This window comes from Micromonospora trifolii, assembly GCF_022229005.1.
Classification (GTDB): Bacteria; Actinomycetota; Actinomycetes; order Mycobacteriales; family Micromonosporaceae; genus Micromonospora; species Micromonospora trifolii.
Genome location: NZ_JAKKFD010000075.1, coordinates 19,659 through 34,366 on the forward strand (window position 1 = coordinate 19,659; position 14,708 = coordinate 34,366).

Annotated in this window: 15 protein-coding genes; 12 read left to right on the forward strand and 3 right to left on the reverse strand. The window is 71.7% G+C overall.

Going from position 1 to position 14,708, the window contains the following annotated elements:
• Positions 1-14 precede the first annotated feature (14 nt).
• The 4 genes from rbfA (at position 15) to NIE79_RS32535 (ending at position 2,281) form a co-directional block, all read left to right on the forward strand.
• Positions 15-515 carry a 30S ribosome-binding factor RbfA gene (gene rbfA / locus NIE79_RS32520; protein ID WP_112624086.1) on the forward strand — a complete coding sequence of 167 codons (501 nt, stop codon included), beginning with the start codon at positions 15-17 and terminating at the stop codon, positions 513-515.
• The gene (locus NIE79_RS32525) at positions 512-1,561 is read left to right on the forward strand and encodes a DHH family phosphoesterase (protein ID WP_238682202.1); all 1,050 of its coding nucleotides are present in this window, start codon (positions 512-514) and stop codon (positions 1,559-1,561) included. The genes rbfA and NIE79_RS32525 overlap by 4 nt, the downstream gene beginning before the upstream one ends.
• Before the next feature lie 103 nt (positions 1,562-1,664).
• Complete coding sequence (locus NIE79_RS32530; RefSeq protein ID WP_210784728.1) at positions 1,665-2,072, forward strand: hypothetical protein; 408 nt, start codon at positions 1,665-1,667, stop codon at positions 2,070-2,072.
• Positions 2,072-2,281 (forward strand): DUF6186 family protein, encoded by a 210-nt coding sequence (locus NIE79_RS32535; protein ID WP_238682203.1) that lies wholly within the window; start codon positions 2,072-2,074, stop codon positions 2,279-2,281. The genes NIE79_RS32530 and NIE79_RS32535 overlap by 1 nt, the downstream gene beginning before the upstream one ends.
• A 445-nt stretch (positions 2,282-2,726) precedes the next feature.
• On the opposite strand, the gene NIE79_RS32540 is transcribed toward NIE79_RS32535, so the two are convergent.
• The gene (locus NIE79_RS32540; RefSeq protein WP_238682204.1) at positions 2,727-3,560 is read right to left on the reverse strand and encodes a hypothetical protein; all 834 of its coding nucleotides are present in this window, start codon (positions 3,558-3,560) and stop codon (positions 2,727-2,729) included.
• A gap of 203 nt (positions 3,561-3,763) precedes the next feature.
• On the opposite strand from NIE79_RS32540, the gene NIE79_RS32545 reads away from it, so the two are divergent.
• A complete protein-coding gene (locus NIE79_RS32545; RefSeq protein WP_238682205.1) occupies positions 3,764-5,086 on the forward strand; it encodes an MATE family efflux transporter in 1,323 nt (440 codons plus the stop codon).
• 21 nt (positions 5,087-5,107) lie between these two features.
• Here NIE79_RS32545 and NIE79_RS32550 read toward each other — a convergent pair whose 3' ends face one another.
• Both NIE79_RS32550 and NIE79_RS32555 read right to left on the reverse strand, forming a co-directional pair.
• Positions 5,108-6,106 carry a hypothetical protein gene (locus NIE79_RS32550; RefSeq protein ID WP_238682206.1) on the reverse strand — a complete coding sequence of 333 codons (999 nt, stop codon included), beginning with the start codon at positions 6,104-6,106 and terminating at the stop codon, positions 5,108-5,110.
• A gap of 10 nt (positions 6,107-6,116) precedes the next feature.
• Positions 6,117-6,419: a hypothetical protein gene (locus tag NIE79_RS32555; protein ID WP_238682207.1), complete on the reverse strand. Its 303-nt coding sequence runs from the start codon at positions 6,417-6,419 to the stop codon at positions 6,117-6,119.
• Positions 6,420-6,620: 201 nt separating this feature from the next.
• Here NIE79_RS32555 and truB point away from each other — a divergent pair, with 201 nt between their 5' ends.
• The 7 genes from truB (at position 6,621) to NIE79_RS32590 (ending at position 14,492) form a co-directional block, all read left to right on the forward strand.
• Positions 6,621-7,505 (forward strand): tRNA pseudouridine(55) synthase TruB, encoded by an 885-nt coding sequence (gene truB / locus NIE79_RS32560; RefSeq protein ID WP_308193259.1) that lies wholly within the window; start codon positions 6,621-6,623, stop codon positions 7,503-7,505.
• Between the two features lie 76 nt (positions 7,506-7,581).
• Positions 7,582-8,511 carry a bifunctional riboflavin kinase/FAD synthetase gene (locus NIE79_RS32565; RefSeq protein WP_238682208.1) on the forward strand — a complete coding sequence of 310 codons (930 nt, stop codon included), beginning with the start codon at positions 7,582-7,584 and terminating at the stop codon, positions 8,509-8,511.
• A 199-nt stretch (positions 8,512-8,710) separates the two neighbouring features.
• Positions 8,711-8,980: a 30S ribosomal protein S15 gene (gene rpsO, locus NIE79_RS32570; protein ID WP_030337594.1), complete on the forward strand. Its 270-nt coding sequence runs from the start codon at positions 8,711-8,713 to the stop codon at positions 8,978-8,980.
• A 228-nt stretch (positions 8,981-9,208) separates the two neighbouring features.
• Positions 9,209-11,608 carry a polyribonucleotide nucleotidyltransferase gene (locus NIE79_RS32575; RefSeq protein WP_238682209.1) on the forward strand — a complete coding sequence of 800 codons (2,400 nt, stop codon included), beginning with the start codon at positions 9,209-9,211 and terminating at the stop codon, positions 11,606-11,608.
• A 47-nt stretch (positions 11,609-11,655) separates the two neighbouring features.
• A complete protein-coding gene (locus NIE79_RS32580) occupies positions 11,656-13,080 on the forward strand; it encodes a M16 family metallopeptidase (protein ID WP_238682210.1) in 1,425 nt (474 codons plus the stop codon).
• A 107-nt stretch (positions 13,081-13,187) separates the two neighbouring features.
• Positions 13,188-13,955: a 4-hydroxy-tetrahydrodipicolinate reductase gene (dapB, locus tag NIE79_RS32585; RefSeq protein ID WP_238682211.1), complete on the forward strand. Its 768-nt coding sequence runs from the start codon at positions 13,188-13,190 to the stop codon at positions 13,953-13,955.
• 66 nt (positions 13,956-14,021) lie between these two features.
• Entirely contained in the window at positions 14,022-14,492 is a 471-nt protein-coding gene (locus tag NIE79_RS32590; RefSeq protein WP_238682212.1) for a GNAT family N-acetyltransferase, read from the forward strand.
• The last annotated feature ends 216 nt before the right edge of the window (positions 14,493-14,708 follow it).

Here is a 14,708-nt window from a genome sequence, read left to right on the forward strand (position 1 = left end):
GTGGAGGTGGCGAGATGTCTGATCCGGCCAAGGTACGCCGGCACGCGGAACGGGTGCGTGAGCTGGTCGCGTCGGTGGTGCGGAGCCAGATCAAGGACCCGCGGCTCGGGATGATCACCATCACCGATGCCCGGATTACCGCTGACCTGCGTGACGCGACGGTCTTCTACACAGTGCTCGGTGACTCGGTGGCCCAGGCGGACACCGCGGCGGCGCTGGAGAGCGCCAAGGGGCTGCTGCGCAGCACTGTCGGCAAGGCCCTCGGGCTGCGTCACTCGCCGACCCTCACGTTCGTCCTCGACGACGTGCAGGACCAGGTCAAGCACATCGACGACCTGCTCGCCGCCGCCCGCAACGCCGACGCCGAGGTGCAGCGGCTCGCCGCCCAGGCGAAGTACGCGGGCGAGGCCCAGCCGTACCGGGTGGACGACGAGACCGATGAGGCAGACGAGACGGACGAGGCCGACGAGGCCACCGACGTCAAGGAGACCCCGCGGGGTGGGGAAACGCGGTGACCAGCACCGCCAGCGCCCCGTTCGCCGGGGCAGCCGGGCTCGGCCCCGCCGAGGCGGACTGGGCCGCGGCCGAGGCGTTGGTGCGGGCTCTCCCGACGACCGCCCGGGTGCTGCTGATCTGCCACATCAACCCGGACGGCGACGCGCTGGGCAGCATGCTCGGCTTCGGTCTGGGCCTGCGGCAGTTCGGCGTACGCGACGTGCAGGCGACATTTCCCGGGCCGCCGGAGGTGCCGGAGCCGTTCCGGGGGCTGCCGGGGCTGGACCTGCTGGTGCCGGCGGACGCCGCCGACCCGGCGCCCGATCTGGTGATCTGCTTCGACGCGGCGAGCGAGTCGCGTCTCGGCGAGTTGGCCGGGCGGTTGTCGTCGGCGGGTGCGGCGCTGGTGCTCGACCACCACGCTTCCAACCCCGGGTTCGGCACCGTCAACCTGGTCGACCCGGGTGCGGCGGCCACGTCGGTCGTTGCCGAGCAGCTGCTGGCCCGGCTCGATGTGGTGGTGGATCCGGCCATCGCCGAGTGCCTCTACGTGGCGTTGACCACGGATACCGGTTCGTTCCGGTTCGAGGCGACCACTCCGGCGGTGCATCAGATGGCCGCCCGATTGCTGGCGACCGGCATCTCGCCGGGTGACATCTCCCGGCGGGTCTTCGACACCCGGCCCTTCGGCGCGGTCCGCCTCTTCGGTGAGGTGCTCGGCCGGGCTCGACTGGAGCCGGCCGCCGCCGGAGGTCGGGGCCTGGTCTGGACCTTCGCCACGCTCGACGACCTGGCCCGGCACGACCAGCGGCCGTACGTGCTGGAGGCACTTATCGACTCCGTGCGCTGCACCGCCGAGGCGGACGTGAGCTGTGTGGTGAAGCAGACCAGGCCCGCCGAGTGGGCGGTGTCGATGCGCAGCAAGGGCGCGGTGGACGTCAGTCGGGTCGCTGTGGCGCTGGGCGGTGGTGGGCACACGTTCGCGGCCGGGTTCACCGGTCGCGGCACCGTGGAGCAGGTCATCGAGTCGATCCGCGGTCAGCTGGACGCGGCGCTGGTCGGCTGACGCCGGCCTTCGGTCGTCATCGATCCGTCGGTCTCGAAGATCAGGGTCAGCTCCGGGGAGTGTTGGTCTTCCCGCGTTCCGTGATACCGGGAAGAATTGCGGGATGGAGCAGCCGCACGACCTCACCGTGGAGGCCCCCCGCGCCTGGGACCGGCCCGCCGTCTCCGTTCCCGTCCTCGTCTGCCTGTCGCTCGTCGGTGGCCGGTTCGCGTCCTTCTCCACCGAGGCGAATCTGTTCACCCTCGGGACGGGTGGGGTGCTGATCTGGCTCGGTCTGAGCAACCGGGTGCCCCGCCGGCCGGCGCCACGCCGGCTGGGCGCGGGGGCGGCCTGGTGGGCGGTGCCGGTGGTCGTCTTCGGGGTCTTCGAAGGCGTGACCTTCGTGTTGGCTGCCGGCGATGACTTTCCCACCTTCTCCCGGTTGGCCGACCCTCTCCTGGAGGATCAACTGACCCGGTCGGCAGCCTGGTTCGCCTGGTTGGCCGCCTTCTGGGGGCTGGTGCGGCGATGATGCGCGCGCTCGCTATCGGCGGCTTCCTCGCCGCGGTGGTCCTCTTCGCGGTGGTCGAGTGGATGGCTCGGCGGGAGGGGTCGCGGATCCCCACCCTGGGCGAGGTCTGCGCGTACGTGATGCGCTACGAGGTCGGTTCGGTGCCGGTGGGCCGGATCGGTCTGTTCGGGTTCTGGTGGTGGCTGGGCTGGCACTTCCTGGCTCGCTGAGCCGGGATGCCGACTGTCCAGATGGCGGGAACCGTAAGCAGTATGTGGACCTGAACGATAACTTGGGAGAAGGCCGGTGCCGCCTGGCGGTGCAGGTCATGGGCGGTGGTGCCACACCCCGTGCCGCCTCCCTCCAGGGTCGGATCGACCCGGGCTCACGCTGCCCAGTCGGCTGCTCCGGTAACCCCGGACCGCCGTGGGGCGCTCAGCAGGACCGCCCGTGAGGGCCGCCGCGTGTCGGCGGCTCACGCCCTGGGAAGAGGAGCGCCACCATGCCGAACAAGCCCAAGCCCGAGACCACCACCGACGACGCTCGCGAGCAGGCCCGCCGCGCGCTGCAGACGTCGATGGACACCCGTCAGTGACTCATTTCGACCGGTGGTGACGCCGTCGACGTGCCGCGCCGACGGCGTCACCGTCCGGCCACCAGTGGTGGGCGGGTCGCTCAGGACAGGAACCTGTCCAGGGCCGCCTCGATGGTGCCGGAGTCCGGCGTCGCGTACGCCCTCATGGTGCTCCTGTCGTACGAGATGAAACTCGGGCACCTGTTCGTCGGGGCGGTCACGGTGCCGCCGTCGCCGATCTTCTCGGCGGTCCTCGCCGCATGGAAGGTCAGGGTGTAGCGCGACGAGACGTAGTCGATGGTGACCTGCTTCTCCGCCTTGTCCTTGTACTGACACTTCTTCGGTGCGCCCTGGCTGCCCTCGTCGAACGAGAGGCAGCCGACCACCGACACCTTCTGGAAGTCCGCGCCCTTGGCGTAGTAGGACTTGTCCGAGGGGACGTACGTCGACGACCAGGACGTCGGCCGGTCGGGGTTGTTCGAGAACGTGTACGCCTTGGCGCCGGCCGGGCCGCTGTAGGGCGCCGCGTTCAGGATCGGGCTGCCTTCGCAGACGTTCGCCATGTCGCTGGAGTAACGGGCGGTCATCGCGTTGTTGTTCGGTGGATCCGCCTGCCCCGGGGTGGGGACGGTCCCGGTGCCCGGCGTGCTGCCGGTGCCCGGCGTGGGGGTGGAGGACGTGTCTCGTGCGGGCTCGTCGTCGTCGTAGGCGAGCAGGATGCCGATTCCGGCCCCGCAGATGGCGAGTATGACGACCACCGCGCCGGCGACCAGCCCGATGATCAGGCCCTTGTTCGACTTGTCCGGCGGCGGTGGTGTGCCGTAGTACGGCTGGGGTGGTGGCTGTCCGTACGGCGGGTAGCCGCCCTGCTGTGGGGCCGGCGGGCCGCTCCACGGGGTGACGTTCGGGTCGGGCGGAGGGTAACTGTCGCTCACAGTAATTAGGCCTATCGCTGTCGTGGTGCCCCCGCGTGGGAGCCTCGGACAGGGTAGTGAGCGCCGCAAACCGGGATGCCGGCGACAGGTGGCGCATCAGGGCCTCGATTCTCGGTGACCTCCGCCGAGCCGGTGGAGAGGTCGGCCCGTAAGTCACCGGCGGCCTTGTGCTCCTTACCGCAGCCATGCCAGGATCGGCGGCGATGAACCACGCCGCCACCGCTCACCGACCCGCCTCGCCTCGGCGGATCGCCGCGCTCGCCCTGCCGGCCCTCGTGGTGCTCGCCGCCGAGCCGCTCTACGTGCTGGTCGACACCGCAGTGGTCGGTCACCTCGGCCGGGTGCCACTCGCCGCGCTCGCCGTCGGCGGCACTGTCATGACGCTCACCGCCTGGGTGGGCACAGTTGTCGCCTACGGCACCACCGGCCGGGCGGCCCGCCGCTTCGGCGCGGGTGACCGGGCCGCCGCGGTCGCCGAGGGCGTCCAGTCGTCCTGGTTGGCGTTCGGTGTCGGTCTGCTGATCGCGATCGGCATGCAGGTCGGCGGCGGCGCGCTCGCGCGTACCCTCGCCGGTGGTGCTGGCGAGGTGGCCGACGCCGCCGCGCAGTGGCTGCGGATCGCGGCCCTCGGCGCTCCCGGCCTGCTGCTCGCCGCGGCCGGCAACGGCTGGCTGCGCGGTGTGCAGGACACTCGCCGCCCGCTGTTCTTCGTGCTCGGCCCCAACCTGCTCTCCGCGCTGCTCTGCCCGCTGCTGGTCTACCCCGGCGGGCTGGGCCTGGTCGGCTCGGCCGTGGCGAACGTCGTCGCGCAGACGCTCTGCGGGGTGCTCTTCGCCGCCGCCCTGGTCGGCGAGCGGGTGTCACTGCGGCCCCAACCCCGCGTGATCCGCCAGCAACTGGTGCTCAGCCGCGACCTGCTGATCCGTGGCCTGGCGTTCCAGGCCAGCTTCCTGTCCGCGACCGCCGTCGCCGCCCGCTTCGGCGCCGCCGCCGTCGGCGCCCACCAGATCGCCCTGCAACTCTGGTTCTTCACTGCCCTGGTGCTCGACGCCCTCGCCATCGCCGCGCAGTCCCTGGTCGGTGCCGCGCTCGGCGCCGGCGACGACGCCGGTGCGCGGGCGCTCGCCCGCCGGATCGGGCTGCTCGGCGGCGTCTGCGGCGTGGGCTTCGCGCTGCTCGTCGCCGCCGGCGCCGGCGTCGTTCCGTCGTGGTTCAGCTCCGATGCGGGGGTACGCGAGCAGGCCATGGTGGCCTGGCCGTGGTTCGTCGTCATGCTGCCGCTGGCCGGGGTGGTGTTCGCCCTCGACGGTGTGCTGATCGGCGCCGGCGACGTGCGTTACCTGCGCAACCTCACCATCGTGGCGGCGCTCGGCGGCTTCCTGCCGGCCATCTGGCTGGCGTACGCGCTCGATCTGGGGCTGGGCGGCATCTGGGCCGGGCTCACAGTGTTCGTGGTGATCCGGCTGGTCGCCCTTCTGCTGCGACTGCGCAACGGCAGGTGGGCGGTCACCGGCGCGGTCCGCTGACCGGGTCGCCGGGCCCGCCGGTCAGCAGCGCGTGGTGGTCGGCGCGGGAGCGTCAAGGTCGAAGATCGTGCCCGGGTCGCCAGCGGGTATCTGATCCCGGTGCACGTCTGCCATCCAGAACTGCTCCTGCACCCAGCCCTCACGGAGTTGGGCGCAGTCCGCGTTCCAGGTCACGGCCTCCGCCGAGGTGATCCAGAGGCCGCGGGCGGAGGCCGGCACGTCGTCCGGGTGAGGCACCTGCCACACCACCCGGTCGCGCAGCGCCACCACTGTCGCGCCGGCGGGCGCCCGCAGGTCCACGTCGAACGGGTACGCCCAGACGAACTCCGTGGACACCTCCAACAGCCGGACGTCGTTCTGCCTGGTGGCCCGGTAACTGACCCGGCCATCGGCGCGGACGCCGAAATCCCACTCCGACGGCGACGCCATCCTCGTGGCGTACCGCAGGAAGCTGCCGTTGGTGAAGTCTCCCCGGCTCCGTTCGCGGGCGTCCGGGGCGAGCAGCGAGAGGAACGGCTCCGGATCACCCATGAACATCGAGGCGTCGACCCGACTCTCGATCAGTGCCTTGCGCACCGACTCCAGCGCGGTCCGTACCTGGGCCGCGGTGAACGGCCCGGTGCCCTTGGCCGCCGGCATCCGCACGGCCTCCTCGGCCGGCGCGAAGGCGGCCGCCGGCGACCCGGCGAACAGGTCCCGTGGTTCGCCGACCCTGCTCAGCGGTGGGGTGGGGCTCGGTGTGGGGCTCGCCGAGGCGGACGCGCGGACACCATCGGCGACCCGACCGACCAGCACCACGCCACCGCCGACCATCAGCAGTGCCAGCACCAGCCCGAGGCCGAGCAGTAGCGCCCCGTTGTGCCGGGCCGAGAAGAAACGGACCCGGTCCCACCCGGTGGGCTGGTGCTCGGTCTGCGCGGACCGCAGCCACTCCGGTAGCTGCACCGGGTTGACCTGCGCCACCGCGGCGGGCGGCGGCGCAGGAGGGTCGATCGGCTCTCTCGGCGGGGTGTTCTCCATGGTTCCTCCGTCAGTATCCGCCGCTGGCGGCCAGCGCGAGCAGGTAGTAGGTGCCGGTCAGCAGGGCGGTCCCGAGGATGGCGGCCACGACGAACGACAGCACGGCGACGATGTTCGGGTGCGACTGACTCCATCTTCTCCGGCCGCGCCAGTGCCACACCGCCCGGCGGGCGGCCCGCAGCGCCGGCCATGCCTCGATCAGGTCGTCGACGTAGCGTGCCGGGGTCCGCCGCTTCGGCGTCGGATGCCGCATCCAGTCCGGAAGGTCGACCCGAGCGCGGTGCTCGTGGCCCGGCGGTCGATCGGTGGTCATCGGCAGTCCTGATCTCACGGTGATGGCAACGGGCGGATGATCTTCGCATCCGGGGAGGTCGGCCGGCTGTCCCCCTCTGACAAAAAGCCGAATGGGCGCCCCGGCCCGACAAACCCGGCTCAGCCCTCGGACGGAGGCTGGGGTCACGCCGGGCGTGCCCACGCACCGTGGAGTACTGGCCATCTGGCAGGCTTGGCCGACGTGAGCACCGATGGTCTGATCGTGGTCGACAAGCCCGGCGGCATGACGTCGCACGACGTGGTGGCACGCATCCGCCGACTGGCGAAGACCCGACGGGTCGGGCACGGCGGCACCCTCGACCCGATGGCGACCGGCGTGCTGGTGATCGGTGTCGGCCGGGCCACCCGTCTGCTGACCTACGTGATCGGCGCCGGCAAGAGCTACACCGGCACCATCCGGCTCGGCCAGACCACAGTCACCGACGACGCCGAGGGCGACGTGACCGCCACAGTGCCGGCCGGCCAGGTCACCGACGACGCGATCCGGGCGATGCTGGCTGGGCTGAGCGGCGAGGTCGACCAGGTGCCGAGCGCGGTCAGCGCCATCAAGATCGACGGGCAGCGGGCGTACAAGCGGGTCCGCGACGGGGAGAGCGTCGAGCTGCCGGCACGGCGGGTCACCATCTCCCGGCTGGAGGTGCTGGCGATCCGCCGCACCGAGCCGGACGTGGTGGACGTGGACGTGGACGTGACCTGCTCCTCCGGCACGTACATCCGGGCCATCGCCCGGGACGCCGGCCTGGCGCTCGGCGTCGGCGGGCACCTCACGGCACTGCGGCGCACCGCGGTGGGCGGCTTCACCCTCGCCGAGGCGGCGACCCTCGACGAGTTGGAGCAGCGCGCCCCGGACGTGGTGAACCTGCCACTGGACGCGGCGGCCGACCGGTTCTTCGCGCGCCGGGAGGCCACGCCCGACGAGGCCCGCGTGCTCGCCCACGGCGGGCCACTGGACGCGGCCGGCCTCACCGGGCCGTACGCCGTCTTCGGGCCGGCCGGCGGTCTGATCGCTATCGTCAGCGAGCGGGACGGGCGGGCCCGCGCCGAGATCGTGCTCGCCCCGGCCTGACAGCGGAGCGCAGGTCCGCCGGCCCGCAGCCGGCGGTGTCGACCCGCCGGCCGGCGGGACAGCAGAAAGGAACGGCATGCAGCGGTGGCGGGGCTACGACGCGGCGCCCGGCGGGTGGGGACGCTCGGTGGTCACCATCGGCGTCTTCGACGGCGTGCACAAGGGGCACCAGGCGACGATCGGGCACGCCGTCGCCCGAGCCCGCGAATTGGGCGTGCAGTCGGTGGTGGTCACCTTCGACCCGCACCCGGCCGAGGTGGTCCGCCCCGGTTCGCACCCGGCGGTGCTCACCGAGCCGGCCCGTAAGGCCGAGCTGATCGAGGCGCTCGGCGTGGACGTCCTCTGCGTGGTGCCGTTCACCCCGGAGTTCTCCCGGGTGCCGGCCGAACAGTTCGTGCACGACGTCCTGGTCGAGCACCTGCACGCGGCGTTGGTGGTGGTCGGCAGCAACTTCCGCTTCGGGCACCGGGCCGCCGGCGACGTGGCGTTGTTGGAGCGGCTGGGTCAGACGTTCGGCTTCGGCGTGGAGGGCGCCCCGCTGGTCGCCGAGGCCGGCACCGTCTTCTCCTCCACGTACATCCGGTCCTGCGTCGACGCGGGCGACGTGGGCGCGGCGGCCGCCGCGCTGGGCCGCCCACACCGGGTGGAGGGCGTCGTGGTCCGCGGCGACCAGCGGGGCCGGGAGCTGGGCTTCCCCACCGCCAACCTGCTCTGCCACCGGTACGCGGCGGTGCCCGCCGACGGCGTGTACGCGGCCCGGCTGATCCGCCGCGGCCAGCACGAGCCGCTGCGGGCGGCGGTGTCAGTGGGCACCAACCCGACCTTCTCCGGCCGGGAGCGGCGGGTGGAGGCGTACGCGCTGGACTTCTCCGGCGACCTGTACGGCGAGCGGCTGGCACTGGACTTCGTGGCGCACCTGCGTGGTCAGATCCGGTACGACTCGATCGAGCCGTTGATCGCCCAGATGAATCAGGACGTCGAGCGCACCCGGCACGTACTGGCCTGATCGTGGTGGGGTGACGGGCCGCCACCGAGGCCCTTCGCCGGGTGTTACCGGCGAGTGCTGGTAGTCTTGCCGGGACGTCGGGTGACCGGCGTGGGGCCTCGCGTGCCTGCTCGACGCCGCGGGTGCGAGGTACCGGTCCGTTCCCGGTCCACCGGGACGACGGACACCCACTTGATCAACCCATCGAAACAGGGAGAACATGGCGCTCGATCAGGAAGCCAAGGCCAGCATCCGCGCGGAGTACGCGACCGCCGAGGGCGACACCGGTTCGCCGGAGGTCCAGGTAGCGGTCCTCACCAAGCGGATCGCCGAGCTGACCGAGCACCTGAAGGTGCACAAGCACGACCACCACAGCCGCCGTGGGCTGCTGCTGCTGGTCGGCCGGCGCCGTCGGTTGCTCAACTACGTCCAGAAGAAGGACATTGCCCGCTACCGGTCGCTCATCGAGCGGCTCGGTCTGCGCCGGTGACGTGACGGGGGAGTGGCCGGACGGCCGCTCCCCCGTACCGCGTCCCACCTGAAGGAAACACGGGCCGCGCGACCACCCGAGAGGGAGCCGGTCAGCGTACCGGTCTCCGGTAGTGGCCCCCGGGAACCCCGGCATCATGCCGGGCACCCGGGCGCTTCGATCGAAGACCGGCCGGCTGAGCAGCTCCCCGATGTCGTGGGCCCACGACGCGAAGGAGCACGACAGCACATGACCGAGACCAAACTCGGCACCGAATCCCGCACCGCCGTGATCGACAACGGGTCCTTCGGCACCCGCGAGATCACCTTCTCCACCGGTCGGCTGGCTCGCCAGGCCGCCGGTTCCGTCATCGCCCAGCTGGGCGAGACGGTCGTTCTCTCCGCCACGACCGCCGGTAAGCACCCGAAGGAGCAGTTCGACTTCTTCCCGCTGACCGTCGACGTCGAGGAGCGGATGTACGCCGCGGGCCGCATCCCCGGCTCGTTCTTCCGCCGTGAGGGTCGGCCCAGCGAGGACGCGATCCTCACCTGCCGGCTGATCGACCGGCCGCTGCGCCCGTCCTTCGTCAAGGGCCTGCGCAACGAGGTCCAGGTCGTCGAGACCATCCTCGCGCTCGACCCGCAGCACCCGTACGACGTCGTGGCGATCAACGCCGCCTCGATGTCGACCAAGCTCTCCGGCCTGCCGTTCTCCGGCCCGATCGGTGCGACCCGCGTCGCCCACATCGACGGCCAGTGGGTCGCCTTCCCGACCCTGGAGGAGCTGGCTCGCGCCACCTTCGACATGGTCGTGGCCGGCCGCACGCTCGAAGACGGCGACGTCGCGATCATGATGGTCGAGGCCGAGGCCACCCCGAACGCCGTCGCCCTCATCTCGGCCGGTGCCACCGCCCCGACCGAGGAGGTCGTCGCCAGCGGCCTGGAGGCCGCCAAGCCGGCGATTCGTGAGCTGTGCCGCGCGCAGAGCGAGCTGGCCGAGGTCGCCGCCAAGCCGGTCACCGAGTTCCCGGTCTTCCTGGACTACCAGGACGACGTGTACGACGCCGTCTCCGAGCTGGCTCGCGGTGAGGTCGCCGAGGCGATCACCATCGCCGGCAAGGCCGACCGCGAGGAGGCCCTGGACCGGGTCAAGGCCCGGGTCGCCGAGGAGTTGGGCGCTCGGTTCGAGGGTCGGGAGAAGGAGCTCAGCGCCGCCTTCCGGTCGCTGACCAAGTCCGAGGTGCGCAACCGCGTGCTGCGCGAGCAGGTCCGCATGGACGGGCGTGGCCCGCGTGACATCCGGGCGCTGACCGCCGAGGTCGGCGTACTGCCCCGGGTGCACGGTTCGGCGCTGTTCGAGCGGGGCGAGACCCAGATCCTGGGCGTCACCACGCTGAACATGCTCCGGATGGAGCAGATGGTGGACACGCTGTCCCCCGAGAACCGCAAGCGCTACATGCACAACTACAACTTCCCGCCGTACTCGACCGGTGAGACCGGCCGGGTCGGCTCGCCGAAGCGTCGCGAGATCGGTCACGGTGCCCTCGCCGAGCGCGCGCTGATCCCGGTGCTGCCGTCGCGCGAGGAGTTCCCGTACGCCATCCGGCAGGTGTCGGAGGCGCTCGGCTCCAACGGTTCCACCTCGATGGGTTCGGTCTGCGCCTCGACGCTGGGCCTGCTCTCCGCGGGTGTTCCGCTGAAGGCGCCGGTCGCCGGCATCGCGATGGGCCTCATCTCCGACGAGGTGGACGGCAAGACCCAGTACGTGACGCTGACCGACATCCTCGGTGCCGAGGACGCGTTCGGTGACATGGACTTCAAGGTCGCCGGCACGCCGGAGTTCGTCACCGCGCTCCAGCTCGACACCAAGCTCAACGGCATCCCGTCGGACGTGCTGGCCTCCGCGCTGCAGCAGGCGAACGAGGCCCGCCAGGTCATCCTCGGGGTCATGAAGGCGGCGATCGAGGCTCCGGCCGAGATGTCCGACTACGCGCCGCGGGTCACCACCGTCAAGATCCCGGTCGACAAGATCGGCATGGTGATCGGCCCGAAGGGGCAGACCATCAACGCGATCCAGGACGAGACCGGCGCCGAGATCTCCATCGAGGACGACGGCACGATCTACGTCGGCGCGACCAACGGCCCGTCGGCCCAGGCGGCCGTCGACCGGATCAACGGCATCGCCAACCCGACGCTGCCGAAGCAGGGCGAGCGGTTCCTCGGCACCGTGGTCAAGACCGCCGCGTTCGGCGCGTTCATCTCGCTCCTGCCGGGCCGTGACGGCCTGCTGCACATCTCCAAGGTGGGCGACGGCAAGCGGGTCGAGCGCGTCGAGGACTTCCTCAACGTCGGTGACCGGGTCGAGGTCGAGATCGCGGACATCGACGCCCGCGGCAAGATCTACCTCGACAAGGTCCGCCCGGAGGGCACCGAGGCTCCGGCCGCCGGTGAGGCCGCCGCTGGCGACCGGCCGGCTGGTCGGGACCGGGGCGACCGGGCTCCGCGTGACCGCGGCGACCGTGAGCGTGGCGGCGACCGTGGCGGGCGTGGCCCGGAGCGCGGCGGCGAGGGCGGCAACGGCGGCAACGGCGGCGGCGGCGAGGGTGGCGAGGGCGGCGAGCGTCCGCGCCGCCGGACCCGGCACAGCTGACAGTCGTACAACGCATCACCCACCCCTCGTCGAACCGGGAGCAAGTCGTGAGTCGGGCCATCAGCGCGCCGTTTCCACCGGATCGACGGGGGGTGGCCTCCGGCTGGCAGGCCAGCCAATCGAGTCGAGCCCGGGACACCGGGGCGGGCCGCTCCGGCGGCACCGCCCGCGCGGTGACCCGGACGCTCAGCGACGACCCGCTGGGCGGCACGGTACGTCGTACCGTGCTGCCCAGCGGTCTGCGCGTCCTCACCGAGGCGATTCCGGCGATGCGCAGCGTCTCGTTCGGCATCTGGGTGGCGGTCGGCTCGCGTGACGAGACCGGCCCGCAGGCCGGTGCCGCGCACTTCCTCGAGCACCTGCTCTTCAAGGGCACCCACAAGCGCACCGCACTGGAGATCTCCTCGCAGATCGAGGCGGTGGGTGGCGAGACCAACGCCTTCACCACGAAGGAATACACCTGCTACTACGCCCGCGTGCTGGACGAGGACCTGCCGCTGGCGATCGACGTGATGTGTGACCTGGTCGCGGACTCGCTGTTGGAGCCGGCCGACGTCGAGACCGAGCGTGGCGTGATCCTGGAGGAGATCGCCATGCACGACGACGAGCCGGGTGACGAGGTGCACGACCTCTTCGTCCAGGCCGTCTACGGCGATCACCCGCTGGGCCGGCTGATCTCCGGCACCGCGGAGACCGTCACCCCGATGACCCGGCGGCAGATCCAGACCTTCTACCGGGGTCGCTACACAGCGCCGCAGATCGTCATCGCCGCCGCCGGCAACCTCGACCACGCCGCGGTGGTCAAGCTGGTCCGTCAGGCCGTGCGCGGCACCCCACTGGACAGCGACCCGGCCAGCCCGGCGCCGCACCGCGCGGCGACCCCGGCGGTACGCACCAAGCCGGTGACCACAGTGGTGGAGCCGAAGGAGACCGAGCAGGCGCACGTCATCCTCGGCTGCCCCGGCATCGACCGGCTCGACGATCGGCGCTTCGCCCTCGGGGTGCTCAACAACGTGCTCGGCGGCGGCATGTCCAGCCGCCTGTTCCAGGAGATCCGCGAGCAGCGCGGTCTCGCGTACTCGGTCTACTCCTACGCCAGCCAGTACGCCGACACCGGCCTGTTCGCCGTCTACGCCGGCTGCGCGCCGGGCAAGGTGGACGAGGTGCTGGCCCTGACCCGCGCCGAGCTGGCCCGGGTGGCCGCCGAGGGGTTGACCGAGGCCGAGGTGGCCCGGGGCAAGGGCATGAGCAAGGGCTCGTTCGTGCTCGGCCTGGAGGACACCGGTTCCCGGATGAGCCGGCTGGCCAAGGGTGAGTTGCTCTACGGCGACCTGATGCCTGTCGACGAGCTGCTCCGCCGGGTCGACGAGGTCACAGTGCAGGACGTGAACGTCCTCGCCGCCGAGCTGCTCAGCCGGCCGATGTCGCTGGCCGTTGTGGGCCCGTTCGGCGCCGGCGACTTCACGGTCTGAGGTCTGCCGCCCGGCCCGGTCGAGGCACCCCGGTAGGGCGTCCCGACGGGTGGAGCACAGCGGATCCGGCCGGAAGGGCCCGTCCCTATTGGGATAGGTTGTGCCCCGTGACTGACGAGCAGGGAAGGACCCCGGCCCAGCAGCTGCGGGTCGGCGTGTTTGGTGCGCGCGGCCGAATGGGCATCGAGGTCTGCAAGGCGGTCGACGCCGCCGACGATCTCGCCCTGACCGCGGCGATCGACCAGGGCGACAGCCGCTCCTCCGTCTCCGCCGCCGAGGTGGTCGTCGACTTCACCACGCCGGACGTCGTCATGGACAACCTCCAGTGGTGCATCGAGCAGGGCATCAGCGCGGTGGTCGGCACTACCGGCTTCACCGAGCAGCGGCTGGAGCAGGTGCGCGGCTGGCTGGCCGACAAGCCCGAGGTGGGCGTGGTCATCGCCCCGAACTTCGGCATCGGCGCGGTGCTGATGATGCAGTTCGCCGCGCGGGCCGCCCGACACTTCGAGTCCGTCGAGATCATCGAGCAGCACCACCCGCGCAAGCTGGACGCACCGAGCGGCACCGCCACCCACACCGCCCGGCAGATCGCCCGGGCCCGTGCCGAGGCCGGGCTCGGGCCCGTTCCGGACGCCACCAAGGACGAGGTGCCGGGTGCGCGGGGAGCCGAGATCGACGGGGTACGCGTCCACGCGGTGCGCGCCACCGGCCTGGTCGCCCACCAGGAGGTGCTGTTCGGCGGCACCGGCGAGACGCTGACCATCCGGCACGACTCGTACGACCGGGTGTCGTTCATGCCGGGTGTGCTGCTGGCCGTCCGCGCGGTGCGCAACCGCCCCGGCCTCACCGTCGGCCTGGACGCCCTGCTCGACTGACCGGCCGGGCCCGTCCGGGGCGAAACCTGGTCGCGGCGCGGCTCTGACCGCACCTAGGCTGCCCCGATGATCGACGTTGGACATGATGACCGGGCCGGGCGGCGAGTGACGCTGCGGCCGGTCGACGACGACAACTGGCGTGCGGTGGCTGATGTCGCCCCGCGCGACGACCAGCGCCGGTTCGTGGCCGCGCTCGGCGCGCGTTATCTGCTGCTCAGCATGCGCTCCGAGGTGTGGAACTCACTCGCGGTGTACGCCGACGAGACCGTCGTCGGCCACGTCATGTGGGGCGTGGACGACGACGGCTCGCACTGGATCGGCGGGATGCTGATCGACGCCGCCGAGCAGGCCCAGGGCGTCGGCCGCGCGACCGTGCAGACGCTGGCCCCCTGGCTGGCCGCCCGGGACGGCAACCCCCCGGTCCGCCTGTCGTACCACCCCGACAACACCCCGGCCGCAGCCCTCTACACCTCCCTGGGCTTCCACCCCACTGGTGCCATGGACGACGACGAGCTGATCGCCGAACGAACCCCCTGAACCCCGCGATCTTGCACTTTCTGTAGCGACATAAAGAACATTCGACCCATCTCGACAACCGAAACTGCAAGATCGCCGACGCGTCCGACCCGGCCTGGGTCGATCATGGAGTTGTGGTGCCTCGCACAAGGGGCACACGTGGAGCTGTTGCCCACCACAACTCCATGATCGACGGGGGCGGGGCGGGGCGGGGCGGGGCGGGGCGGGGCGGCGCGG

Excerpts from the sequence above, each read along its gene's own strand:
- rbfA (WP_112624086.1), top strand. The coding sequence starts at position 15 with ATGTCTGATCCGGCCAAGGTACGCCGGCACGCGGAACGGGTGCGTGAG.
- NIE79_RS32535 (WP_238682203.1), top strand. The coding sequence starts at position 2,072 with ATGCGCGCGCTCGCTATCGGCGGCTTCCTCGCCGCGGTGGTCCTCTTC.
- NIE79_RS32575 (WP_238682209.1), top strand. The coding sequence starts at position 9,209 with ATGACCGAGACCAAACTCGGCACCGAATCCCGCACCGCCGTGATCGAC.
- NIE79_RS32530 (WP_210784728.1), top strand. The coding sequence starts at position 1,665 with ATGGAGCAGCCGCACGACCTCACCGTGGAGGCCCCCCGCGCCTGGGAC.
- NIE79_RS32565 (WP_238682208.1), top strand. The coding sequence starts at position 7,582 with ATGCAGCGGTGGCGGGGCTACGACGCGGCGCCCGGCGGGTGGGGACGC.
- NIE79_RS32555 (WP_238682207.1), bottom strand. The coding sequence starts at position 6,419 with ATGACCACCGATCGACCGCCGGGCCACGAGCACCGCGCTCGGGTCGAC.
- NIE79_RS32550 (WP_238682206.1), bottom strand. The coding sequence starts at position 6,106 with ATGGAGAACACCCCGCCGAGAGAGCCGATCGACCCTCCTGCGCCGCCG.
- NIE79_RS32590 (WP_238682212.1), top strand. The coding sequence starts at position 14,022 with ATGATCGACGTTGGACATGATGACCGGGCCGGGCGGCGAGTGACGCTG.
- NIE79_RS32545 (WP_238682205.1), top strand. The coding sequence starts at position 3,764 with ATGAACCACGCCGCCACCGCTCACCGACCCGCCTCGCCTCGGCGGATC.
- rpsO (WP_030337594.1), top strand. The coding sequence starts at position 8,711 with ATGGCGCTCGATCAGGAAGCCAAGGCCAGCATCCGCGCGGAGTACGCG.